The following is a 23,533-nucleotide window of genomic DNA, read 5'->3' on the forward strand; positions in this document are numbered from 1 at the left end:
CCCGCCCCGCCGCCTGGCGCTGACCCCCGCCCCCYCCCCTTCACACCCCAAGGTGATCAGACATGCCCACGCACGTTTCCGACCAACTCGCCGTAGCCGACGACCTGCTGACGCTGCTCGGCGACTCCGCCACCGAACCCCGCCGCGACTCCCAGCTGGAGGCGCTCACCCTGGCCGTCGCCGCCGACCTGCCGGTCCTGCTGTGGGGCGAGCCCGGCATCGGCAAGACCGCCGCCATCGCCCAGCTGGCCACCGCCCTCGACCTGCCCCTGACCACCGTGATCGCCAGCGTGCACGAGCCGTCCGACTTCGCCGGGCTGCCCGTCGTGGGGGACGACCCCGCCGTCCAGGGCGTCCCCATGGCCCCGCCGGACTGGGCGGTACGGCTGGTGCGGGCGGGCCGGGGCCTGCTGTTCCTCGACGAACTGTCGACCGCGCCGCCCGCCGTGCAGGCCGCTCTCCTCCGGCTGGTCCTGGAGCGCCGCGTCGGCGCCCTGCGACTTCCGCCCGGCGTCCGGATCGTGGCCGCCGCCAACCCGCGGTCCTCGGCGGCCGACGGCTGGGAGCTGAGCCCGCCGCTGGCCAACCGGTTCGTGCACCTCCAGTGGGCCCACGACCACGAGGTCGTCGTACGCGGCCTCGGCGGTACCTGGCCGCGGGCGACCCTGCCCCGGCTTGACCCGGACCGGCTGCCGGCCGCCGTGGACTTCGCGCGCCGCGCGGTCTGTGGGCTGCTGGCCACCCGCCCCACGCTCGTCCACCGCCTGCCCAGCGGCGAGACCCGGCGCGGCGGTGCCTGGCCGTCGCCCCGCAGCTGGGACATGACGCTGCGCCTGGTCGCCTTCGCCCGTGCCGCCGGTGCCTCCCGGGACGTGCTCTCGCTGCTGGTCCGGGGCACCGTCGGGGACGGCCCGGGGCTCGAACTGCTGGCGAGCGTCGACCGGTTGGAGCTGCCCGACCCCGAGACGCTGCTCGCCGACCCGGCCGCCGCCGACCTGCCCGAACGCGGTGACCTGCGGCAGGCCGTGCTGGACGGCGTGGTCGCGGCGGTCCGCGAACGACCGGACCGGGCCCGCTGGGACGCCGCCTGGGCCCTGCTGGTGCGGGCCCTGGACACCGGCGCTCCCGACCTGGTGGTGGTCCCCGCCACCACCCTGGCCGCGCTGCGCCGGGACGACTGGGACGTACCGGAGGCGGTCGAGCGGCTCGCCGGAGCGGTGTCCGTCTCCCGGCGCGCCGACCGGGCCGCCGCACGGATCGCGGCCCAGGGGGCGACCCGATGACCGCCCCCATGACGACCGCCCCCACGACGGGCGGTGCCACGACGACCGCCACCACGACGGGCGGCGCCACGACGGGCGGTGTTCTGGACCTGGACAAGCTGTACGCCGCCCGGCTCCAGGCCGCCCGCGCCCGCCCCTACCTCGCCACCGCCCTGTTCGCGCTGCACGTCGTGGCGTCCCGGCAGGTTCCCACCATGGCCGTCGACCGGCACTGGCGGTGCTACGTCTCGCCTGCCTTCGTGGCCCGGATGCCGGTGGAGGACCTGGCCGGGGTGTGGGTGCACGAGGTGTCCCACCTGCTGCGCGACCACCACACCCGCAGTGACCGGGTGGCACGGGAACGCGGGCTGACCGGCCCCGGCGAGCGGCTGCGGATGAACATCGCGGCGGACCTGGAGATCAACGACGACGCGTACGGCGACGGCCTGGCCCGGCCGGACGGCGCGATCCGGCCGCGGACGCTGAGACTGGACGAGGGCCTGCTCATGGAGGACTACCTGCGGCTGTTCCGGCTCGGACCGCTGACCCAGGACCTCACCTGGCTCGACTGCGGCAGCGGCGCCGACGGCCGGGAGCGCGAATGGGACCTGGGGCCCGACGGCGCGCACGGTCTCAGTGAACAGGAGCGGGACGGGGTCCGGTTCCGGGTCGCGCAGGCCATCACCGGCCGCCCGGGCAGCACCCCGGACGGCTGGCGGCGCTGGGCCGAGGAGGCCTTCCAGCCGCCGCAGCCCTGGCGGGAGTTGCTGGGCGCGGCGGTCCGCTCGGCGGTCTCGGCCGCGGGCGCGGGCGACGACTACAGCTACGGACGCCCCGCGCGCCGCTCGGCCGCGCTGCCCGGCGTGGTCCTGCCCAGCCTGCGCCGCCGGCCGCCCCGGGTCTGTGTCGTCATCGACACCTCCGCGTCGGTCAGCGACGCCGAACTGGGCGCCGCCCTGCTGGAGGTGGCGGCGATCGCACGGGCCGTCGGCGGCCGCCGGGACCTGGTGTCCGTGGTCTCCTGCGACGCGGCCGCCCGGACCGCGCACCCGCTCTGCCGGGCGGAGGGCATCCCGCTGGTCGGCGGCGGCGGCACCGACCTGCGCGCGGGCTTCGCCAGAGCGCTGCGGGCCCGCCCGGCGCCGGACGTCGTGGTGGCCCTGACCGACGGGCAGACGCCCTGGCCGCAGGCGCAGCCGCCGTGCCGGACGGTGGTGGGCCTGTTCCCGCGGGGGTACGGCGGCTCGTGGAGCGAGGACGGCTACGTGCCGGACGCGCCGCCCGCGTGGGCCCGCGTCGTCGACATCGGCTGACCGGGCCGCGGGTCAGCCGGCGCGGGTGGCGGCGAGGTAGTTGTAGGCGGAGGCCCGGGAGATGCCCAGGCGCGCGGCGACCTGCTGCACCGCGCCGCGCACCGCGAAGACGCCCTGCCGGTCCAGGTCACCGAAGAGCTCGACCCGCTCCGCGCGGCTGAGCTGGTCCCACGGCTTGTGCTCGCGGAGCTGGCGGGCGTCGACGATCGAGTCCAGCACGGCGGTGACGTCGTCGCCGAACGTGGTGGTCGGCGGCGCCCCGGGCACGGCGGTGACCCCGGCCAGTCCGCCGACCAGGACGTGCACCTGGTTCACGGCGGTGACGTCCAGGTTCACGCACAGCGCCCCGAACGCGGTGCCGGCCGAGTCGCGCAGCACCATCGTGGAGGACTTGACCAGCTTCCCCTCCCGGGTGCGGGTCAGGTAGTTCAGCTCGTCGTCCGCCTGGTCGCCGGCCGCCAGCAGTTTCATCCCGATCTCGCTCATCGACCCGCCGACCGCCCGCCCGGTGACCGAGCCGGCGATGGCGACGACCGACCGCTCCGGGCGGCGGAAGTCATGGACCACGACCTCGCAGAAGGATCCGAAGGTCGCCACGATCCCGTCGACGACCGGTGCCAGCGCCGCGATGATCGCGTCCTGCTCGGTGCGCACCGCCGTCTCGCCGGCCGCCTCTCGTGCCGATCCCTGTGGCATCGGTGCCCTCACTCCGGTCGGGTCTGGACTTTACGTCCAGATGATAGACAATAAGTCTAGACGACTGACGTCGAACCGGAGGACGAACATGCCCGACACCCCGCCCGTGACTCTCCAGGACGTGCACGACGCGGCCGCGCGGATCAAGGGGGTCGCCCACCGCACCCCCGTGCTGCGCTCGCGCACCCTGGACGCGCTGGTCGGCGCCGAGGTCTTCCTGAAGTGCGAGAACCTCCAGCGCATCGGCGCTTTCAAGTTCCGGGGTGCCTACAACGCCGTGTCCCGGCTGTCCGCCGAGCAGCTGGCCAGGGGTGTCGCCGCCTACTCCTCCGGCAACCACGCCCAGGCCGTCGCCCTCGCCGCCCGGGAACTCGGCACCACCGCCGTCATCGTGATGCCCGAGGACACCCCGCGCGCGAAGCTGGACGCGACCGCCGGATACGGCGCGGAGATCGTGACCTACGACCGCTACACCGGCGACCGGGTCGCCATCGGCGAGGCCCTCGCGGCCGACCGCGGACTCGCCCTGGTCCCGCCGTACGAACACCCGCACGTGATCGCGGGCCAGGGCACCGCCGCTCTCGAACTCATCGAGGAAGTGGGTGAGTTGGACGCCCTGGTGGTGCCGGTCGGCGGCGGCGGGCTGATCGCCGGCAGCGCCACCGCCGCCAAGGGGCTGCTGCCGGGGATCCGGGTCGTCGGGGTCGAGCCGGAGGCCGGGGACGACACCAGGCGGTCCCTGGAGGCGGGGCACCGGGTGTCCGTCCCGGTGCCCCGGACCATCGCCGACGGTCAGGCCGCGGACATCCCCGGCGAGCTGACCTTCTCCGTCAACCAGCGCCTGGTGGACGGCATTTCACTGGTGAGCGACGACCAGATCCGGGACGCGATGCGGTTCGCCTTCGAGCGGCTGAAGACCGTCGTGGAGCCCAGCGGCGCCAGTGGTCTGGCCGCGCTGCTCGCCCACCGGGTGACACCGCTGCCGCGCCGCGTCGGCGTGATCCTCTCCGGCGGCAACGTGGGAGCGGAGCGGTTCGCCGAACTCGTCACCGGCTGAGCGGACCGCCGGGTCAGCAGTCGCGGAACTCCGGGGACTGGTTGAGGATCTGCGCGCGCGTCGAGGTGAAGCGCAGGTGCGTCCGGCCGCCCCGGGCCTCCGGCGGGAACACCGCGACCCGGTGGCAGTTCTGGAACGCGAGGGCGACCCCGAAGTGCCGCTCCAGGCTGCCCCGGATCGCGTCGGAGGACAGCGCCCGCAGCAGCTGCCCGCGCTCCCGCTCCGACGGCGGCGGCGTCTGGTTGTCGGCGAACTCGGCGCTCCCGGAGCGCAGTTCGGTGCTGAGCCGGGCGATCAGGTCGTACGCGTACGGCAGCGACGTACGGACGGTTTCCACGAAGTCCTCCTCCCGCACCGCGCCGTTCTCGGCTTCGGCGAGCAGCTGCGGGGAGACGTCCAGCGACATGTGACGGTTTCCTGTTCTCTTCGGTGGGGTGTTGCTCTTCGGTCGGTGTTGCTCTTCGGTGGGTGTCGGTCTTCGGCGGGGGTTCCTCGGCGCTCGGCGGTGCGGAGAAAAGCGCACCGAGGCGTCAGGCGAAGGCGGGCAGCGCCGCCGGTCCGTGGCGGAAGTCCGGGTCGACCTGGGCCGACAGGTCCTCGCCGGTGGCCGCGTCCGCCCAGGCGGCGGCGTTGCGCAGGTGGAACTCCACGGCGTGCCGCTGGAAGGCGTCCCAGTCCTTGGCCCGCGCGTCGACGGCGGCCCGCAACCGGTCCAGGGCCCGCGAGTTGTGCGCCTCCAGCGCTCCGTCGCGGCGGCCCTGTTCCTGGGCCCGGACGTACGGGGACAGCCCGCAGTGGGCGAGGAGGTCGTCACCCACCCGCTCACGCAGGAAGGCGAGGTCGTCCGCGGAGGTCACCTTGTTGCCGACCACGGCGACCGGGATCCCGAACTCGGCAGCGTGGTCACGGTACTGGCGGTACACGGACAGGCTCTTGCGGGTCGGCTCGACCACCAGGAAGGTCATGTCGAACCGGGTGAACAGGCCGGAGGCGAAGGCGTCGGCGCCCGCGGTCATGTCGACGACCACGTACTCGCCCGGACCGTCCACCAGATGGTTGAGGTAGAGCTCCACCGCGCCGAGCTTGGAGTGGTAGCAGGACACCCCGAGGTCGCCGTCGGCGAACGCCCCCGTGACCATCAGCGGCACCCCGCCGACCTCCTGGACGTGCCGGGAGTGCACCTCGTCGTCGCCCAGCAGCCGCAGCAGCCGTGAACCGCGCCCCGGCGGTGTCGTCTTGACCATGGCCTCCCGGGAGGTGATCCGGGGGTTCGTGCCGCGCAGGAAGTCCTTGATCTCGCCGGTGCGCGCGCTCAGCGGCGGCGCCGGGAACGGCTCGTCCTCGTCGAGGCCGAGAGCGTGGGCGAGGTGCTGGTTGATGTCGCCGTCGATCGCCACGACCGGCGCGCCGGACCGTGCCAGGTGACGGGCGAAGAGGGCCGACAGGGTCGTCTTGCCACTGCCGCCCTTGCCGACGAAAGCCACACGCATCGCTGATCGGACCTCCTGTTGAAAATGGATGTCATGATCATAGAGTGCTGAGGGGTGTGCGGCGGTGTCAAATCGGTTCGCCCCGACGGGGGACCCGCAGGCCCGGCGCCTGATCGAATCCGCCTTGACCCCCGACGGCCGCCGACCTAGCCTCCAGCCAACACACCTGGACAGATGGGTCGACGATGGCGGACACACCGGAAACCGGCCGACAGCTCCAGGTCGAGACGCACGGCCTCGACGTCATCGGCGACGCCGACCGCAAGGGCACCCCGCGCACCCTGTTCTGGCCCTGGTTCGGTGCGAACGTGTCCGTCCTCGGACTGAGCTACGGCGCGTTCGCGCTCGGCTTCGGCATCTCGTTCTGGCAGGCGCTGGCCGCCGGCGTCCTCGGGATCGTCGTCTCCTTCCTGCTCTGCGGTTTCGTCGCGGTCGCCGGGAAACGCGGCTCGGCACCCACGATGGTGCTCAGCCGGGCCGCCTACGGCGTGCGCGGCAACCGGCTGCCCTCGGTGGTCTCCTGGGTGCTGACCGTCGGCTGGGAGACCGTGCTGACCGCCCTCGCCACCCTGGCCACCGCGACCGTCTTCACCCGGCTCGGCTGGGGCGGCGGCACCGAGACCGAGGTGGTCGCCCTGATCGTGGTCTGCGCCCTGACCGTGGCCGGCGGCGTGATGGGCTTCGACCTGATCATGCGGCTGCAGACCGTGATCACGGTGGTGACCGGCGTCCTCACGGTCGTCTACGTCGTGCTGGTCGCCGACCACGTCCACTGGGCCACGGTGAGCGCCGTCCCGTCCGGCTCGGCCCAACAGTTCATCGGCGCGCTGGTGTTCATGATGACCGGCTTCGGCCTCGGCTGGGTCAACGCCGCCGCCGACTACTCCCGCTATCTGCCGCGCACTTCCTCCAGCCGGGGCGTGATCGGCTGGACCACCTTCGGCGGCTCCGTCGCCCCGCTGCTCCTGCTGGTCTTCGGCCTCCTGCTCGCGGGATCCTCCGAGACCCTGGACAAGGCGATCGCGGCGGACCCCATCGGCGCGCTCACGACCATCCTCCCCACCTGGTTCCTGGTCCCGTTCGCCGTCGTCGCCGTCCTCGGCCTGGTCGGCGGCGCGGTCCTGGACATCTACTCCTCGGGCCTCGCCCTGCTCTCCGCGGGCCTGCGGGTGCCGCGCTACCTGGCCGCGCTGGTCGACGGCGTGCTGATGATCGCCGGCGCGGTCTACATCGTCTTCTTCGCGGACGACTTCCTCGGCCAGTTCATGGGCTTCCTCACCACCCTCGGCGTCCCGATCGCCGCCTGGTGCGGCATCATGCTCGCCGACCTGGCACTGCGCCGCCGCGACTACGACGAGGCGGACCTGTACCGCCCGGCCGGCCGCTACGGCGACGTGCCGCTCCTGCCGCTGCTCCTCACCGTCGCCGCCACCGCGCTCGGCTGGGGCCTGGTCACCAACACCGCCGCGAGCTGGCTGACCTGGCAGGGCTACCTGCTGGGCCCGCTCGGCCTCGGCGGCAGATCCGGTGCCTGGGCCTACGCCAACCTGGGTGTCCTCGCCGCCCTGGCGCTCGGCTTCCTCGGCACCCTGGCCCTGGCCCGCGGCCGGGTCCGCGCCCAGGAGGCCGAGCCCTCGGGCGCACCGGCGGCGACCGCGTGACCGCCCCGCCCGGCCTGCTGGCCGTCATCGACATGCAGCACGTCTTCGCGGACCCCGCCAGCGCCTGGGCCGCCCCGCGCTACACCGAGGCGGCGGCAGGCGTACGACGTCTCCTCCCCGCCTTCGCGCACCGCACCGTCTTCACCCGCTTCGTCGCCCCCGCCCGCCCCACCGGCGCCTGGCGGGCCTACTACGACCGGTGGCCCTTCGCCCGCCAGGCTCCCGACGCCGGACTCTGGAGTCTGACCGACGAGTTCACCGACAGCGCCGAAGTCGTCCTCGACGCCCCGACGTTCGGCAAGTGGACCCCCGAACTCGCCGCCCGCACCGCCCCGTACGGCCGCCTCGTCCTGACCGGCGTCAGCACCGACTGCTGCGTGCTGTCCACCGCGCTGCCCGCGGCCGACGCCGGAGTCGAGGTCGTGGTCGTCACGGACGCCTGCGCGGGCGCCACCGACGACACCCACACCAAGGCCCTCCAGCTCCTTGACCTGTACGCCCCCCTGATCCGCCTGACGACCGTGGCCGAACTGCTGGGCCAGGGGCCGTCTGCGGCATGATCCGGCGGACAGCCCCTAGTCCCGGCGTGACACCTCCACGTTCTCCAGGACGCCGAGGGCGTCGGGGACCAGGACCGCCGCCGAGTAGTAGGTGCTGACCAGGTAGGAGATGACGGCCTGTTCGTTGATGCCCATGAAGCGGACGTTCAGGCCGGGCTCCACCTCGTCGGGGAGACCGGTCTGGAAGAGGCCGACCACGCCCTGGTTCTGCTCGCCGGCCCGCAGCGCGATGATGGAGGAGGTACGCGAAGGCGAGACCGGGATCTTGCCGCAGGGCAGCAGCGGCACCCCGCGCCAGGCCGGCAGGTGGTGGCCGCCGATCTCGACGCTGCCGAAGTACAGACCGCGCCGGTTGCACTCGCGGCCGAACGCGGCGATCGCCTTGGGATGCGCGAACAGGTGGGTCGTCTCGCGCCGCATGCCGAGGAGCTCGTCGAGGTCGTCGGGGGTCGGTGGGCCCGCGTGGGTGGAGATCCGCTGGCCGTGGTCGGCGTTGTGGAGCAGTCCGAAGTCCCGGTTGTTGACCAGCTCGTGCTCCTGGCGCTCCCGCAGCACCTGGACGGTGAGCTTGAGCTGCTGCTCGGTCTGGTTCATCGGCTGGTTGTAGAGGTCGGCCACCCGGGAGTGCACGCGCAGCACGGTCTGCGCGACGCTCAGTCCGTACTCGCGCGGCGCCGGTTCGTAGTCCACGAAGGTGTGCGGGATGTCCGGCTCGCCCGTGTGGCCCGCGCTGAGCGCGATCCCGGCCTCGCCGAAGGCGTTGGTGTCCCGGTGGCCGTCCAGGCTCGCCAGTTCGACATGCGCCCGCAGGTCGGCGTGGCGGCCCGCCACCTCCGCGAAGGCCGTGTGCGGCAGCTCGAGCACGGTGGTGGCCGTCGCCGCGCGGGCCGTGAAGTCCCAGGCGCCGTCCGGACCCGCGAGCACGTGGCCGCCGAAGGTGTCGCCGTCCGCGAGCAGCCCGACGACCGCCTCGTCGCCGTACGGCCCCTCGCCGATCCGCTCCACCTTGCCGTGCGCGATCAGGTACACGTGGTCGGCGGGCCGGCCCGCCGACACGAGCACCTGCCCCGGCGCGTACTCCCGCTGCTCGAACCGCGCCGCCAGTGCCTGGAGCGCGGTGCCGTCCTCGAAGCCGCGCAGCAGCGGCAGTACGCCCAGCTCGGCGGGGATCACACTGACCTGCGCGCCGGTCTGCACGAAGGTCACCCGCCCGTCGCCCACCCGGTAGGACAGCCGGCGGTTGACGCGGTAGGTGCCGCCCGGCACGTCCACCCACGGCAGCGCCCGCGTGAGCCACCGTGAGCTGATCTCCTGCATCTGGGGTGTGGACTTGGTCGTCGTCGTGAGATTCCGTGCCGCCGCGGTACCGAGGCTCTGCTGCTCCCGCTCCTCGGCGCCCGCCGCGGGCGCCGTACCGGTCTCGACCGACATGACTTTTCCTTCTCTCCTGTCGCAGGCGTGACGGAGCGAATGCGGACCGTCACCTTCCGCGGCTAGCCCTACCCCTGTTCCCGGGCCGTGAGTGATGCCGGGTGACGGAGCGCGAGGCACGTGCCACCGGGAACTGCCCCCGCACCACCCCCGTTCCGCCCCCCGCCACCCCGGTTGGCGGTTTCGGTCGGGACGTGCTCCGCACGCCGTGCTGAATTCGCCGCGTCCCGGAAGCGGCGCCGCATCCGCTCGCCGTCGGCCGGGGCCGGTGCGGCCTGCCCGCCGGCGGCATCCCGTTGATCCCCTGGAAAGCCCTGGTGGTCCCGGCGCATGCCCCGACGCCGATCGGGTACGCGAGCCGTGGCCGCCCGGCGACCTGCCGGATCCGGCCGGTACCGCCACCTATCTGGGGATCTGCAATGGAGACACCCGCACACGACGACTTCCCGACGCCGGCCCAGCGGGCGCTCGACACGCTGGCCGTGAACGCCGAGGACCGCACCGCCCTGGACACCCTCGCCCACAGCGACGTCCTCGTCCCGGTGCCGGACGACGCCGGCGAGACGGCCGACCCCGCGATGATCGCGCTGCCCGTCCTGGAACGGCCCGACGGCGACCCCGTCGTCCCCGTGTTCACCTCGGAGGGAGAGCTGACCGGCCTGCTGCCGACCGTCTCCCGCTACCGTGTGGTGCCGCTCGGCGCGCTCGCCTCGCAGTGGCCCGAGGACAACCTGTCGCTCGCGATCGACGGCAGCTCCGCCCACGCGCTGACGCTCACCTCGGAGGGAGTGCGCACCCTGCTCGCCCCGTCGGCGGGCTGACGCCACGCAGGGTTCCGGTCACCAGGAGACCGCCGTGCGGGCCAGAATGGCGCCATGGAATGGATCTCCGGGGTGGCCGGGGGCCTGGTACTGATCCTGGTCCTGCGCAGCATCCTGCGCACGCTCGTCGTTCCCAGAGGCCTGTACTCCGTACTGGTGTACCGGCTGTGGGCGACCCTGCGCCGGATGCTCTGCCTCGTCGCCCACCGCGGCGGCTACCGCGCCATCGACCGCGCGCTGACCTGGCTCGCCCCGCTGATGCTGATCGGCATGCTCGCCGCCTGGCTCGGCGGGGTGTTCCTCGGCTTCGGCATGCTGCTGTACGCCTTCTCCCCGCTGTCCTGGAGCACCGCCTTCCGAGAGGCCGGCTCCAGCCTCTTCACGCTCGGATTCGCCAGCGGCGCCCGGCTGCGGCTGTCCGCGCTCGACTTCGTCGCCGCCGCCACCGGACCCGTCGTCATCGCCCTGCAGATCGCCTACCTCCCCACCCTGTACGCGGCCTACAACCGCCGTGAACTGGAGGTCACCCTGCTCCAGTCGCGGGCCGGCGAGCCCGCCTGGGGCCCGGAGATCCTCGCCCGGCAGTGGCTGGTCGACACCGAGACCGCGCTGCCCGAGCTGTACCGGGCCTGGGAGCGGCTGGCCGCGGACATGGGGGAGAGCCACGCCACCTACCCGGTGCTGTTGGCGTTCCGTTCGCCCCGCCCCTACCGCAGCTGGCTGGTCGGCCTGATCGCCGTCATGGACGCCGCCGCCATGCAGCTCGCCCTCTCCCCGGCCTCCGCGCCGCCCGCGGCCCGCCTGGTGCTGCGGGCCGGTTTCACCGCGCTGCGCGACATCGCCGCCTCGGTACGGGCGAGCTTCGACACCGACCCGGCCCCGGACGCCCCGATCGACCTGACGTACGCGGAGTTCGAGGAGGCCGTGGCCATGCTGGAGAAGACCGGTTTCCGGGCCGAGCGCAGCCCCGCGGAGGCGTGGCCGCACTTCCACGGCTGGCGGGTCAACTACGAGGCCGTCGCCTACGAGCTGTGCCGTCGCTGCGACGCCGTACCGGCCCTGTGGACCGGCCCCCGCGACTTCCCGTCACAGCCGATCCCGCCCCGCCGCCCGATGGACCGGCGGCCCGGCGAAGGACGGCCGGAAGCTCCCCCCGGCCACGGGTAACCCGGCCCCACTGAAGGAAGATCCCTCCAGGGGCGGCATCGAGTGCGCCCTCTGGACGGCTCTAGCCGGCGGGGTGCTCCAGCATCCGCTCCAGCACCGCGCGCTGGAGGGGCTGTACCTCGGCGTGCAGGGCGCGGCCCCTGGCGGTGAGCGCGACCCACACGCCCCGCCGGTCCTCGACGCAGACCGACCGCTCGACCAGGCCGTCCTTCTCCAGCCGCCCGATCAGCCGGGACAGCGCGCTCTGGCTCAGATGCACCCGTCCCACCAGGTTCTGCACCCGGCACTGGTCACCGTCGGCCGGGGTCTCGGTGGCCAGCAGGTCGAGCACCTCGAAATCGCTCGCGCCCAGCCCGTGCGGATGCAGCACCCGGTCGATCTCGCACATCGTGCGCGCGTGCACCGACAGGATGTCCCGCCACCGGTCTTCGAGCCGGGCCTCGGCCGTCTTGACTGCCATACCCGCACGGTAGCACTGTTCCGGCCAATTGTTGAGTGTGCAACTAGTGCGGGTGCAAGCAGTCGTGGGGTGGTGTCCCGTGACGCCACGGGGACGCTCAGGCGACCGGGTCCTGGAGCAGTCCCACCATGTTGCCGTCGGCGTCCTTGACCGAGGCGATCAGCCGGCCGTTGCCGACGTCCCGTGCGTCCTGCACGAGCTCGGCGCCCGCCGCCAGCAAGGCCGCCAGCCGCTCCCGCAGATCGGTGACGTGCCAGAACGGCGTCGGCCCCGTCAGCCCCTGGGCGTGCCCGTTCGGATCCAGGCCGACGTCCTGCCCGGCGGCCTTGTACCCGATGTAGTAGGGCGTGTCGGCGTACGGCTCGGCGCCCAGCAGCGCCCCGAACACGGCCTTGGCACGCTCCGCGTCCTTCACCGGGTAGATGATCGTCTGGATGCCTGCGGTCATGGGACCTTCTCCTTGTCGCCCTGCGTGGCCCGACGCGTTCCCCGTCGGTGATCCCACGCTAGGCCGGGCACCCCCACCACGGCTTCTCCGATCCTGACCGACTGACACGCCCCGCCGGCAGGCGCCCCCGAAGGGGCGCGAGGAACTGCGCGACCAGCCACGACGGCGCGGCAGACGCCCGACGCCATTCCAGGCACCCCCTGCGGCGCCCGGCCCCCCTCACGCGGAGTCGCGAACGACCAGCTCCGTCGGCAGGATCACCGCCGCCGGATCCTCCCCGCCGATCTGCGCGAGCAGCACCCGCACCATCTCGTTGCTGATCCGGTCCCAGGGCTGCCGGATCGTGGTGAGCGCCGGGCTCACCTCGGTGGCCACCGGGGAGTCGTCGAACCCGCCGACAGCGATGTCATCCGGCACCCGCTTCCCGGCCCGCTCCAGCACCGTCAGCACGCCCTGGGCCATCAGGTCGGAGGCCACGAACACGGCGTCCAGGTCCGGGGCCTGCGCGAGCAGCCGCTCGGCGCCGGCCGCGCCGCTGGCCCGGCTGTAGTCCCCGGACACCACCAGCGCCTCGTCGATCTCGACGCCCGCCTCGGTGAGGACCTCCTGGTAGCCGGCGAGCCGCTCGACGCCGCCGGGGGTGTCCAGCGGGCCGGTGATCATGCCGATCCGGCGGCGCCCCACGGCCAGCAGATGCCGGACCATGTCCCGGGCGCCGTCCCGGTCGTCGGCGGCCACGTAACCGACCTTCGAACCGAGCCCGATCGGCTTGCCGCAGGCGACCAGCGGCACGCCCGCCTCGCGCAGTTCCTCCGCGACCGGGTCACCGGAGTGACTGGAGACCAGCAGCACCCCGTCGACGTGGCCGGCCGTGATGTACCGGGTGATCCGCCGCCGTTCGTCCTTCGTGCCCGCCAGCATCAGCAGCAGCGGGATGTCGTGGCTCGCCAGTGCCTTGGTGCAACCGCTCAGCAGCACATTGAAGTTGGGGTCCTCGAAGAACCGCTCCTGGGGTTCGGTGAGCAGGAAGCCCACCGAGTCCGAACGCCCGGTGATCAGCGACCGGGCGTGCCGGTTCACCACGTAACCCGTCCTGCGGATGGCGTCGTTGACCGCCTCCTGCGCGGCGGGGCTGACGTAGTGGCCGCCGTTGAGCACCCGTGAGACCGTGCCCCGTGAGACACCGGCCTCACGGGCCACGTCGTGGATCGTCGGCGGTCTGCGGCGGCCCCCCGCACTACTGCTCATGGTCATGACTTTACGGCCCCGGACAGCAGGTCCAGGCTCCAGAACCGCTGAACGACCAGGAAGAGCGCGATGAGCGGCAGCACGGCCAGGAACGCGCCGGTGATCACCAGGGTGTAGAGGGCCGGGGTGTTGGCGCCCTGCATCAGGAGCGTGTACAGACCGAGGGTGAGCGGGAACCGCTCGTCGTTGCTCAGCATGATGTACGGCAGCAGGAAGTTGTTCCAGATGGCCACGAACTGGAACAGGAACACCGTCACCATGCCGGGGACCATCATCGGCAGTGCGATCCGGGTGAAGATCCGCCACTCGCCGGCCCCGTCCATCCGCCCGGCCTCCACCACGTCGGCGGGGACGGCCGCGGCCGCGTAGATCCGCGAGAGGTAGACCCCGTACGGGGCGAGGATCTGGGGGAGCAGCACGGACAGGTAGGAGTCCGTGAGGTTGGCCTTGGCGAGCAGCAGGTACTGCGGGATGGCGAGGATGACCGGGGGCATCAGGACGCCCGCGAGCAGCACGTTGAAGATCGTCTCGCGGCCCCTGAACCGGTAGACGGCGAGGGCGTACCCGCTGACCGCCGACACGCACGTCGAGACCACGGCACCGAGACCGGCGTACAGGGCGGAGTTGGCCATCCACTGCCAGTAGATGCCGTCCCGGTAGGCGTTGAGGTCCTTCAGGTTCTGGGTGAAGCCGGTGCCGGGCAGGAACGTGAACGTGGAGAACAGCTCGCTGCCGGACTTGGTGGACGCGATGACCACCCAGGCGACCGGCAGCAGCGTGTAGACCGCGCCCAGCAGGAGGACGGCCGTCGGGATCAGAGCGACCCGGCGGCGCAGCGGCGGCCCCTGGGCGGTGCCGGGCGTCGTACCGGCCGCCGGCGCGGCCTTGCGGACGGCGACGGAACTCACTGCGCTGCCTCCTTGTTCCGGCGGTTCGCGGCGCGCAGGAACCCGAAGGACAGCGCCAGCGTGGCGAGGGCGATCAGGGTCGCCTCGGCCGCCGCCGAGTAGATGTCCCCCTTGCCGAAGGCGTCGACGTACACCTTCATCAGCGGGCTCCAGGTCGTGCTGACCGAGTTGGTCAGGGGCTTGAGGGTCATCGGCTCGTTGAACACCTGGAGCGTCGCGATGATCGAGAAGAAGAAGGTCAGCACCAGGGAGGGCGCCACCATCGGGATCTTGATCCGCAGGGCGGTCTGCAGCGGGGTGGCGCCGTCCAGCTTCGCCGCCTCGTACACCTCGGCCGGGATGGCTCTCAGCGAGGTGTAGATGACGATCATGTTGAAGCCGGTGCCGCCCCAGACCGCGATGTTGGAGAGCGCGAGGTACAGCGGCCCGCCGTCCAGCAGGTCGGGCTGCGGCAGGTGCAGCTTGGCGAGCACGTAGTAGAAGGGGCTGACGTCCGGCAGGTACAGGAAGCCCCAGAGCAGCGCGGCCACCACGCCGGGGATGGCGTACGGCAGGAAGACCGCGAGCCGGGTGAACGGGGCGAGGCGGACCCGCTCGGAGTCGAGCATCAGGGCGAACAGCAGGGCGAGGCCCAGCATCACCGGGACGACGATGCAGCCGTAGCCGAGGACGCGCAGGGCACCGTTGTAGAACTCGTTGTCGGTGAGGGCGTCGCGGTAGTTCTCCAGGCCGGCCCAGACCTCGCTGCGGGCGCCCGCGCCGAGGCCGAGACCGGAGACGTGCACCTTGCGGAAGCTGAGCCAGACCGCGTACCCGATGGGCAGCGCGAAGAACAGGGCGAAGAGGACGGTCGCGGGGAGGAGGAAAAAGTAGGGGGCGCTCCGCGCTCGTTTGAGGGCGGTGGTGGGAGACGGGTGGGCGTACGGGGCCCCCTTGACCCCGTACGACCTCCGGACGGTGGGGCTGGTCACTGAGAGACCTCGAAGCCCTGCTTCTTCATGTCGGCGACCGTGGCGTCCTGCATGGTGTTCAGGGCGGTCACGAAGTCCGACTTGTTCTTCGCCGCGGTGCCGAAGGCATCGTTGAAGGTCGTGTAGGCGACGTTCACGTTCGGGCCCCAGGCGGAGGGCGCCGTGGTCTTCGCGATCTTGGCGGCCTCGGTGTAGAAGTCGGCCTGGTTCGAGAAGTACTCCGGCGGGTTGGAGAAGGCGCCGCTGAGCTGGGCCGAGGTGGACGCCGGGTAGATGCCGCCCTCCTTGGCGAGGGCGTTGAGCGCGTCGCCGTCGGTGTTCAGCCAGGCGGCGAACTTGGCGGCGGCCTCCTGGTGCTTGGAGTCGGTGGTGACGGCGGTGGAGGAGCCGCCCCAGCTGCCGGTGACGTCGTCGTTCGCGGACCACTGGGGGAGCGGGGCCATCGCCCACTTGCCCTTGGTGTCCGGCGCTGCCGTGGTCAGCGTGCCCGGTGCCCACACCGCGGAGACCCAGGCGATCTGCTTGCCGGTGTCCAGCGCCTTGTTCCAGGCCGGGGTGTACATCGGCTGGTTGTCGATCGCGCCCTCCTTGACCAGGCCGCCCCAGAACTTGGCGACCTTCTGGGTGGCCGCGTCGTTGACGGCGACCTTCCACTTGTCTCCGGAGGTGGTCCACCACTTGGCGCCGGCCTGCTGGGCGAGGCCCGCGAAGAGACCGGAGTCGTTGGCGGAGAACGTGGTCAGGTCGACGTCCGGGGCCTTCTTCTTCAGCGCGCGGGCGGTCGAGGCGAACTCGTCCCAGGTGGTGGGGACCTTCAGGCCGTACTTCTTGAAGAGGTCCGCGCGGTAGTAGAACATCATCGGGCCGATGTCCTGCGGCACCGCGTACACCGCGTCCGTGCCCAGCGTGACCTGCTGCCAGACGCCGTCGGCGAACTTCGACTTCGCGTCGCCGACCGACTTGGATATGTCGGCGACGGCGTCGTTGCTGACCAGCGTCGGCAGCGCCTGGTACTCGGCCTGGACCAGGTCGGGGCCGTTCTTCGCCTTGTGCGCGGTGAGGATCTTGGTGACCAGCGTGTCGCCGGACGCCTGCTTCTTCACCGTGACGGTGATCTGCTCCTTCTTGCCCTCGCCCTTGTTCCACAGGTCCACGACCTTGTCCATACCGGGCGCCCAGGCCCAGTACGTCAGCGAGACCGGACCGGAGTCGGCCTTGCTGTCGTCGTCGGACGAGCCGCAGGCGGCGAGGGCGGTGGCGCCGAGCGAGACGGCGACGGCGGTTGTCACGAGGCGACGGCGCTTCGTGTGCGGCATGGATCTCTCCTATGACCTGGGTCCCCGCCCGTCGCGGGAACCTGCCATGCAGATGCTGTGAGCGTTCTCAGGCCCGGAACCTCGACGGTCGCGAGTCCGTGCCATGCTCTGTGAGCGTTCACAGTAGAGAAACATCCCGGACACTTGTCAATGGTTGTTGCTGTGCGGTTATGTTGGCCTCACGCCGCCGACGATGTGTGTGCACGTTCCCAAATGATCGATTAAACGGGAGAGATCCATGCCGGACACCAGCCCCAGGGGCCTCACCAGGCTCGCCTTCGGCGGGGACTACAACCCCGAGCAGTGGCCGGAAGGCGTCTGGCAGGAGGACGTCCGGCTGATGCGCGAGGCCGGGGTCACGATGGTGAGCGTCGGGATCTTCTCCTGGGCCCTGCTGGAGCCGGCGCCGGGGGAGTACGACTTCGGCTGGCTCGACCGGGTCCTCGGCCTGCTCCACGAGAACGGCATCCGCGTCGACCTCGGTACGCCGACCGTCGCACCGCCCGCCTGGTTCTACCGGGCGCACCCCGAGGCCCTGCCGGTCACCGCCGAGGGCGTGCGCCACGAGTTCGGCTCGCGCGGCGCCATCTGCCACTCCAACGCCGACTACCGCGCGGCCGCGGCGAACATCACCACCAGGCTGGCCGAGCGCTACGGCGACCACCCGGCCCTCGCCCTGTGGCACGTCCACAACGAGTACGGTGTCCCGGTCTCGGCCTGCTACTGCGACTCCTGCGCCGCGCACTTCCGCCGCTGGCTCGCGGACACGTACGGCACGGTCGACGCGGTCAACGAGGCCTGGGGCACGGCCTTCTGGGGCCAGCACTACACGGACCTGGCACAGATCAACCCGCCGCGCGCCACCCCGACCGTCGGCAACCCGGGCCAGGCCCTCGACTACAAGCGGTTCGCCGACGCCACGATCCGCGAGAACTTCCGCGCGGAGCGGGACATCCTGCACCGCCTCTCGCCCGGCGTCCCGGTGACCACCAACTTCATGACCGCCCTCAGCCAGTGCGACTCCATCGACTACTGGGCCTGGGGCCGCGAGGTGGACCTGGTCACCAACGACCACTACCTCATCACCGACGGCCGCCGCACCCACGTCAACCTCGCCATGGCCGCCGACCTCACCCGCTCGGTCGCCGCCGGCGCCCCCTGGCTGCTCCTGGAGCACTCCACCTCGGGCGTCAACTGGCAGCCGCGCAATCCGGCCAAGGCGCCCGGCCAGATGGCCCGCAACTCCCTCGCCCACGTGGCCCGCGGTTCCGAGGGCGCGATGTTCTTCCAGTGGCGGCAGTCCCGGCGCGGCGCCGAGAAGTTCCACTCCGCGATGCTCCCGCACGGAGGCACCGAGACCCGGGTGTGGCGCGAGGTCGTCGGACTCGGCGCCTCCCTCGACTCGTTGAGCCAGATCAAGGGCACCCGCACCCAGGCCGACGTCGCCGTGCTGTGGGACTGGCAGTCCTGGTGGGCGCAGAACCTCCAGTGGCGCCCCAGCGAGGACCACGACCCGCGCGAGCGCGCCGACGCCTTCTACGAGGCCCTCTACGACCGCCACCTCACCGTCGACTTCGCCCACCCGGAAAGCGACTTGTCGGCCTATCCCCTTGTCGTCGTACCGGCCCTGTACCTGATGACGGAGGCCGCCGGCGACAACCTCAGGGAGTACGTCGAGAACGGCGGCACACTCGTCGTCTCGTACTTCTCCGGCATCGTCGACGAGCACGACGCGGTGCACGAGGGCGCCTACCCGGGCCCGCTGCGCGAGACCCTCGGCCTCACGGTCGAGGAGTTCTCCCCGCTGCTCAAGGACCGGACGGTACGGCTGACCGGCCCCGAAGGACCCGAGCTGACCGGTGACGTGTGGACCGAGTTCGTCGTGCCGCGCGGCGCCGAGACCGTCTGGAGCTACGCCGACGGCCTCACCGCGGGCCACCCGGCGGTCACTCGGCACCAGTTGGGGGAGGGCACCGCCTGGTACGTGTCGACCCGCCTCGACGCGCACGGCCTGGACGCGCTGCTCGGCCGGGCCGCCGAGGACGCCCGGATCGCGCCCCGCGCCGAACTGCCCCGCGACGTCGAGGTGGTCCGCCGCACCGGCGAGTCCGGCAGCACCTTCCTGTTCGCGATCAACCACACCGCCACCGACGCCAAGGTGCCCCTGGAGGCCCACGGCACCGAACTGCTGACGGGCGAGCGCGCCGCGGGCCGGCTCGCGGTCCCGGCGGGCGCCGTCCGGGTCGTACGGCTCGACGGCTGAGCCCGGCCGCGGGCCGGGCGCCGCGCCCGGCCCGCCCAGACTCCCCTCCGTCCGCGCGTGCCACGAGAGCCGCGGGCGGAGGGGCGCTCCTCCGGCCCCGCCGGAGGAACCCCTCCCCAGTCACGTCGAAGGGACGACGGACGATGATGTTCCATCCCAGACGCACCATCAGAGCCCTGCTGCTGCCGCTCGCGGCCGGGCTCGCCCTGCTCACCCTGCCCGCCCAGTCCGCGCAGGCGGCGAGCACGCTCACCAACGGCGGGTTCGAGTCCGACGGTGCGGGCGTGGCCGTCCCCACCGGCTGGTCGGAGTACGGCGACACGGGCGCCTCGTACACCGAGTCCGGTGGTCACGGCGGCAGTTACCGGCTGAGCCACTACTCGGCCTCCGCCTACAAGGTGGAGACGTACCAGTACCTGTCCGGGCTGACCAACGGCACCTACACGCTCACCGCCTGGGTCCGCTCCAGCGGCGGCCAGAACTCCGCCTACATGTCCCTGAAGAACTGCGGCAGTTCGGAGCAGCGGACCGACCTGCCGGTCTCCACGAGCAGCTGGGTCCGGATCGTCACCTCGATCGCGGTCACCAACAACCAGTGCACGGTCAGCTTCTACTCAGACGCCAACGCGGGCAACTGGATCAACGTCGACGACGTGACGTTCGCGTCCGGGTCGACGGGGCTGTCGATCAAGGGCGCCGACATCTCGTCACTGGCCAAGAGCGAGGCCAAGGGCGGTGTCTACAAGACCAGTTCCGGAACCACCGGGGACGCGGTCACCATCCTGCGGAACGCCGGGATGAACTACGCGCGCCTGAAGGTCTGGGTCAACCCGGCCGACGGCTACAACGACAAGGCCCACGTGCTGGCCGTGGCCAAGCGCGTCAAGGCGGCCGGCATGAAGCTGCTGGTCGACTTCCACTACTCGGACAGCTGGGCCGACCCGGGCAAGCAGACCAAGCCCGCCGCCTGGTCAGGCCACTCCTACAGCCAGCTCAAGACGGACGTCTACAACCACACGTACGACGTCCTGAACGCGCTGAAGGCCCAGGGCACCACCGCCGACATGGTCCAGATCGGCAACGAGATCAACGGCGGCATGCTCTGGTCCGAGGGCTCCACCGACAACTGGTCGCAGCTCGCCGGTCTGATCAACTCCGGCTACAGCGCGGCCAAGGCGGTCTCCTCCTCGACCCAGGTCGCCCTGCACCTGGCCAACGCGGGCGACGACGCCACGGTCCGCTGGTGGTTCGACAACGCCAAGACCTACGGCATCAACTACGACGTGATCGGGCTGTCGTACTACGGCTACTGGCACGGCTCGCTGGCCGCCGCCCAGACCACCCTGGACGACGTGGCCTCCCGCTACGCCAAACCGGTGTTCATCGCCGAGACCGCCTACCCGTTCACCCTCGCCCAGGACGACTCGCTGGAGAACCAGATCGACACCAGCGGCGAACTTGTCACCGGCTACCCGGCCACCGCGGCCGGCCAGCTGGCCTGGATGAACGCCGTCGCGAACATCGTGGAGGCCGTCCCGAACGGCCGCGGACTCGGTGTCTTCTACTGGGAGGCGACCTGGACCGCCGTCACCGGGAACGGCTGGGACCCGACCGACGCCACGTCCGGCAACGGCTGGGAGAACCAGGCCCTGTTCGGCTACGACGACAAGGCACTGTCCTCCATGGCGTGGTTCAGCCACCGCTGAACCACCACTGACGCGGGGGGCCCGGCCACAAGGGGACGGCCGGGCCCCGCCGCCCCGTCCGGCCGTCCGATCTCGGACAACGCACGCCGAGCCCCTGACGTGGGGGCTTCGGCTGCGCGAAGGTGGGCATCACGACTACGGGGAGGCAGGGACGGAGGCCGGTCGGATGCTGAGGAACGCCAAGAGCGCAAGCCGCCTGGACATTCTGGACTGGCTCAAGGATCCGGCGGCCCACTTCCCACCCCAGCGCCACGCCGACCTCATGGAGGACGGCGTCACCCGCCGGGCCGTCGCCGCCAAGCTCGGCGTCTCCTGCCGGGTCGCCGGCGCCCACCTGGACCTGCTGACCCGGCTGGGCCTGCTGCGTACCAAGCGCATCCGGCACCGCGTCTACTACCGGCGCGACGACATCCGGATCGCCGAGGTGGCCCGGCTGTTCGAAAAGGGCTGGTGAAACCGGGCCGGTTCGAGGTCGCGGGGTACCGCCGCCGCCTGTCACCATGGGCCGCATGGACCGACCCACACGCCTCGTCCCCCTCCACTACGTCGCCGTCGGCGGCCGGGGCCCGGAGGACGTGGTCACCGATCCGGACGGCCGGGTCCTGACCGGCGTCGAGGACGGCCGCATCCTGCGCCTGGACGGCCTCGGCGACCCGGACACCGCCCGGGTCCGGGTGCTCGCCGAGACCGGGGGCCGCCCGCTGGGGCTCCAACTCCTCCCGGACGGCGACCTGCTGGTGTGCGACGCGGAGCGCGGCCTGCTGCGCGTCGGCCTCGCCGACGGAGCCGTACACGTCCTCGCCGACTCGGCCGACGGCGAGCCGCTGCGGTTCGCGAGCAACGTGGTCGCCCTGTCCGACGGCACGGTCTACTTCACGGTCTCCAGCCGCCGCTTCCCCCTGGCCCAGTGGGTCGGCGACATCGTCGAGCACAGCGGCACCGGCCGGCTGCTGCGCCTCGCCCCCGGTGCCCGCACCCCGGAAGTGGCCTGCGACGGACTCCAGTTCGCCAACGGGCTGGCCGTGAGCGGCGACGGCACGTTCCTGATCGTCGCCGAGACCGGTGCGTACCGGCTGACCCGCTACTGGCTCACGGGGCCGCGCGCCGGGCGGGCCGAGTTCTTCGCCGAACTGCCCGGCATGCCCGACAACATGTGGCGCGACGGCGATCTGACCTGGGTCGCCCTCGCCGGTCCCCGCAACCCCCCGCTCGACCTCCTGCACCGCACCCCGGCCGCCGTCCGGCGGGCCGCCGCGCGTGCCGCCGTGCACGCTCCCTACCGTCCGGTCGGCACGATCGCCGTCATGGCGCTGGACGACGACGGCCGCGTCGTCCATCACCTGGCCCGGGGGCGCTCCGGTTTCCGCATGGCCACCAGCGTCTGCGTGACGGGCCGGCTCCTGGTCCTGGGCAGCGTCTGGGAGCCCGGCGTCGCGGTCTGCGCGGCCCCCACCGCGAAGTGACCGGCGCGTACCTCCGGCGGTACCCTGTTGCACCCCTCGGGGCGGTGCCCGAACAGGAGACGTACGACCCATGACAGCCCCGGAAGCCGAGAGCCTCCGCGTCCGGCCGGCCCCCCGGCGCCGGTCCGAGTGGCGTACCCAGGCCCCCGTCGTCGCGGTGGTCGCCGCGGGCGGCGCGATCGGCGCGGTGGCCCGTTACGCGCTCGCCCTGGCCCTGCCCACCGCCGCGGGCGGCTTCCCCTGGGCGACCTTCTGGACCAACGTCACCGGCTGTGCCGTGATCGGCGCGTTCCTGGTCCTGATCACCGAAGGCCTCTCCGCGCACCGCCTCGTCCGGCCCTTCTTCGGCACCGGTGTCCTCGGCGGCTTCACCACCTTCTCCACGTACGCCGTCGACATCCAGAGACTGGTCGACCACGGCCGGCCCGCCACCGGTCTCGGCTATCTCGCCGCGACCCTGTGCGCGGCTCTCGCGGCGGTGTGGTGCGCGGCCACCGTGACCCGCAGGGTCCTCACCCGGAGGCAGCGATGACGAGACTGACGGGCCGCGCCCTGCGCCTGACCGTCTACATGGGCGAGGACGACACCTGGCACCACAAGCCCCTCTACACGGAGATCGTGCACCGCGCCCACACGGCCGGTCTCGCGGGCGCCAGCGTCTTCCGGGGCATCGAGGGCTTCGGCGCATCCTCGCGCATCCACACCTCCCGGCTGCTGTCGCTGAGCGAGGACCTGCCGGTGGCGGTCGTGGTCGTGGACACCGAGGAGCGGATCCGGGCCTTCCTGCCACAGCTCGACGAACTGGTGACCGAAGGCCTGGTGACCCTGGACGACTGCGAGGTCATCAGGTACACAGGCCGAACGGACGAGCCGGGCGAACCGGACACGGAAGGTAAGAACTCGTTGTGAACTGGCTGCTGGTCGTCGCGGGTGCCGTGATCGGCGCCCCGCTGCGCTACCTCACCGACCGGGCCGTCCAGGCCAGGCACGACTCCGTCTTTCCGTGGGGAACCTTCGTGGTCAACGTCACCGGCTGCCTGATCCTGGGCCTGCTGACCGGCGCGGTCTCGGCGGGCGCCGCGAGCCCCCACCTCCAGCTGCTCCTGGGCACCGGTCTGTGCGGGGCCCTGACGACGTACTCGACGTTCTCGTACGAGACCCTGCGGCTGACCGAGACCGGTGCCGGGCTCTACGCTGCCGCCAACGTCGTCGCGAGTCTCGTGGCGGGGCTCGGGGCGGCCTTCGCCGGGGCCGCGATCGCCCAGGCCGTCTGGGCCTAGTACTTGCTTCAC

Annotated in this window: 24 protein-coding genes; 14 read left to right on the forward strand and 10 right to left on the reverse strand. The window is 72.1% G+C overall.

Annotated features, from left to right (window positions below; all coding sequences use genetic code 11):
* Window positions 1-62: 62 nt before the first annotated feature.
* Window positions 63-1,283, forward strand: a complete 1,221-nt coding sequence (locus tag MB828_RS14465; protein WP_301648499.1) for an AAA family ATPase — start codon at window positions 63-65, stop codon at window positions 1,281-1,283.
* Window positions 1,284-1,291: 8 nt separating this feature from the next.
* Window positions 1,292-2,575 (forward strand): vWA domain-containing protein, encoded by a 1,284-nt coding sequence (locus tag MB828_RS14470; protein ID WP_301648500.1) that lies wholly within the window; start codon window positions 1,292-1,294, stop codon window positions 2,573-2,575.
* A gap of 12 nt (window positions 2,576-2,587) precedes the next feature.
* Here MB828_RS14470 and MB828_RS14475 read toward each other — a convergent pair whose 3' ends face one another.
* Window positions 2,588-3,271 carry a helix-turn-helix transcriptional regulator gene (locus MB828_RS14475; RefSeq protein ID WP_301648501.1) on the reverse strand — a complete coding sequence of 228 codons (684 nt, stop codon included), beginning with the start codon at window positions 3,269-3,271 and terminating at the stop codon, window positions 2,588-2,590.
* An 88-nt stretch (window positions 3,272-3,359) separates the two neighbouring features.
* Here MB828_RS14475 and MB828_RS14480 point away from each other — a divergent pair, with 88 nt between their 5' ends.
* The gene (locus MB828_RS14480; protein ID WP_133025067.1) at window positions 3,360-4,328 is read left to right on the forward strand and encodes a threo-3-hydroxy-L-aspartate ammonia-lyase; all 969 of its coding nucleotides are present in this window, start codon (window positions 3,360-3,362) and stop codon (window positions 4,326-4,328) included.
* A 13-nt stretch (window positions 4,329-4,341) separates the two neighbouring features.
* On the opposite strand, the gene MB828_RS14485 is transcribed toward MB828_RS14480, so the two are convergent.
* Window positions 4,342-4,734 carry an SCO5389 family protein gene (locus MB828_RS14485; protein WP_133025068.1) on the reverse strand — a complete coding sequence of 131 codons (393 nt, stop codon included), beginning with the start codon at window positions 4,732-4,734 and terminating at the stop codon, window positions 4,342-4,344.
* Between the two features lie 124 nt (window positions 4,735-4,858).
* A complete protein-coding gene (locus MB828_RS14490; protein ID WP_301648502.1) occupies window positions 4,859-5,818 on the reverse strand; it encodes an adenylyl-sulfate kinase in 960 nt (319 codons plus the stop codon).
* Window positions 5,819-6,003: 185 nt separating this feature from the next.
* Between MB828_RS14490 and MB828_RS14495 the strand changes: the two genes are divergently transcribed.
* Complete coding sequence (locus MB828_RS14495) at window positions 6,004-7,479, forward strand: purine-cytosine permease family protein (RefSeq protein ID WP_133025070.1); 1,476 nt, start codon at window positions 6,004-6,006, stop codon at window positions 7,477-7,479.
* On the forward strand, window positions 7,476-8,039 hold the full coding sequence (locus MB828_RS14500; protein ID WP_301648503.1) for a cysteine hydrolase family protein: 564 nt from the start codon (window positions 7,476-7,478) through the stop codon (window positions 8,037-8,039). Before MB828_RS14495 ends, MB828_RS14500 begins: the two co-directional genes overlap by 4 nt.
* Window positions 8,040-8,054: 15 nt before the next feature.
* Here MB828_RS14500 and MB828_RS14505 read toward each other — a convergent pair whose 3' ends face one another.
* Window positions 8,055-9,470, reverse strand: coding sequence for a family 2B encapsulin nanocompartment shell protein (locus MB828_RS14505; protein ID WP_301648504.1), 1,416 nt, complete (start codon window positions 9,468-9,470; stop codon window positions 8,055-8,057).
* 419 nt (window positions 9,471-9,889) lie between these two features.
* On the opposite strand from MB828_RS14505, the gene MB828_RS14510 reads away from it, so the two are divergent.
* Both MB828_RS14510 and MB828_RS14515 read left to right on the forward strand, forming a co-directional pair.
* A complete protein-coding gene (locus MB828_RS14510) occupies window positions 9,890-10,291 on the forward strand; it encodes an SseB family protein (protein ID WP_046727803.1) in 402 nt (133 codons plus the stop codon).
* Window positions 10,292-10,345: 54 nt separating this feature from the next.
* Window positions 10,346-11,458, forward strand: a complete 1,113-nt coding sequence (locus tag MB828_RS14515; protein WP_301648505.1) for a hypothetical protein — start codon at window positions 10,346-10,348, stop codon at window positions 11,456-11,458.
* Window positions 11,459-11,519: 61 nt separating this feature from the next.
* Here MB828_RS14515 and MB828_RS14520 read toward each other — a convergent pair whose 3' ends face one another.
* The 6 genes from MB828_RS14520 to MB828_RS14545 all read right to left on the reverse strand — a co-directional run bounded on the left by MB828_RS14520 (window position 11,520) and on the right by MB828_RS14545 (window position 16,809).
* Window positions 11,520-11,918 (reverse strand): MarR family winged helix-turn-helix transcriptional regulator, encoded by a 399-nt coding sequence (locus tag MB828_RS14520; protein ID WP_133025073.1) that lies wholly within the window; start codon window positions 11,916-11,918, stop codon window positions 11,520-11,522.
* A 97-nt stretch (window positions 11,919-12,015) separates the two neighbouring features.
* Window positions 12,016-12,366, reverse strand: a complete 351-nt coding sequence (locus MB828_RS14525) for a VOC family protein (RefSeq protein ID WP_133025074.1) — start codon at window positions 12,364-12,366, stop codon at window positions 12,016-12,018.
* A 219-nt stretch (window positions 12,367-12,585) separates the two neighbouring features.
* Window positions 12,586-13,620: a LacI family DNA-binding transcriptional regulator gene (locus MB828_RS14530; protein WP_133025075.1), complete on the reverse strand. Its 1,035-nt coding sequence runs from the start codon at window positions 13,618-13,620 to the stop codon at window positions 12,586-12,588.
* Window positions 13,617-14,522, reverse strand: a complete 906-nt coding sequence (locus tag MB828_RS14535; RefSeq protein WP_301648506.1) for a carbohydrate ABC transporter permease — start codon at window positions 14,520-14,522, stop codon at window positions 13,617-13,619. The genes MB828_RS14530 and MB828_RS14535 overlap by 4 nt, the downstream gene beginning before the upstream one ends.
* Complete coding sequence (locus MB828_RS14540; RefSeq protein WP_301648507.1) at window positions 14,519-15,493, reverse strand: carbohydrate ABC transporter permease; 975 nt, start codon at window positions 15,491-15,493, stop codon at window positions 14,519-14,521. The genes MB828_RS14535 and MB828_RS14540 overlap by 4 nt, the downstream gene beginning before the upstream one ends.
* On the reverse strand, window positions 15,490-16,809 hold the full coding sequence (locus MB828_RS14545; RefSeq protein ID WP_301648508.1) for an ABC transporter substrate-binding protein: 1,320 nt from the start codon (window positions 16,807-16,809) through the stop codon (window positions 15,490-15,492). Before MB828_RS14545 ends, MB828_RS14540 begins: the two co-directional genes overlap by 4 nt.
* A gap of 238 nt (window positions 16,810-17,047) precedes the next feature.
* Between MB828_RS14545 and MB828_RS14550 the strand changes: the two genes are divergently transcribed.
* The 7 genes from MB828_RS14550 to crcB (MB828_RS14580) all read left to right on the forward strand — a co-directional run bounded on the left by MB828_RS14550 (window position 17,048) and on the right by crcB (MB828_RS14580) (window position 23,521).
* A complete protein-coding gene (locus MB828_RS14550) occupies window positions 17,048-19,072 on the forward strand; it encodes a beta-galactosidase (RefSeq protein ID WP_301648509.1) in 2,025 nt (674 codons plus the stop codon).
* Between the two features lie 146 nt (window positions 19,073-19,218).
* Window positions 19,219-20,778, forward strand: coding sequence for a glycosyl hydrolase 53 family protein (locus MB828_RS14555; RefSeq protein ID WP_301648537.1), 1,560 nt, complete (start codon window positions 19,219-19,221; stop codon window positions 20,776-20,778).
* 166 nt (window positions 20,779-20,944) lie between these two features.
* Entirely contained in the window at window positions 20,945-21,232 is a 288-nt protein-coding gene (locus tag MB828_RS14560; RefSeq protein WP_301648510.1) for an ArsR family transcriptional regulator, read from the forward strand.
* Between the two features lie 55 nt (window positions 21,233-21,287).
* Entirely contained in the window at window positions 21,288-22,241 is a 954-nt protein-coding gene (locus MB828_RS14565) for an SMP-30/gluconolactonase/LRE family protein (protein ID WP_301648511.1), read from the forward strand.
* Between the two features lie 70 nt (window positions 22,242-22,311).
* Window positions 22,312-22,773, forward strand: coding sequence for a fluoride efflux transporter CrcB (gene crcB / locus MB828_RS14570; RefSeq protein WP_133025081.1), 462 nt, complete (start codon window positions 22,312-22,314; stop codon window positions 22,771-22,773).
* Window positions 22,770-23,150, forward strand: coding sequence for a DUF190 domain-containing protein (locus MB828_RS14575; protein ID WP_301648512.1), 381 nt, complete (start codon window positions 22,770-22,772; stop codon window positions 23,148-23,150). Before crcB (MB828_RS14570) ends, MB828_RS14575 begins: the two co-directional genes overlap by 4 nt.
* Entirely contained in the window at window positions 23,147-23,521 is a 375-nt protein-coding gene (gene crcB, locus MB828_RS14580; protein ID WP_046727790.1) for a fluoride efflux transporter CrcB, read from the forward strand. The genes MB828_RS14575 and crcB (MB828_RS14580) overlap by 4 nt, the downstream gene beginning before the upstream one ends.
* Window positions 23,522-23,533 lie beyond the last annotated feature (12 nt).

The organism is Streptomyces arenae (assembly GCF_022343545.1).
Lineage (GTDB): Bacteria > Actinomycetota > Actinomycetes > Streptomycetales > Streptomycetaceae > Streptomyces > Streptomyces humi.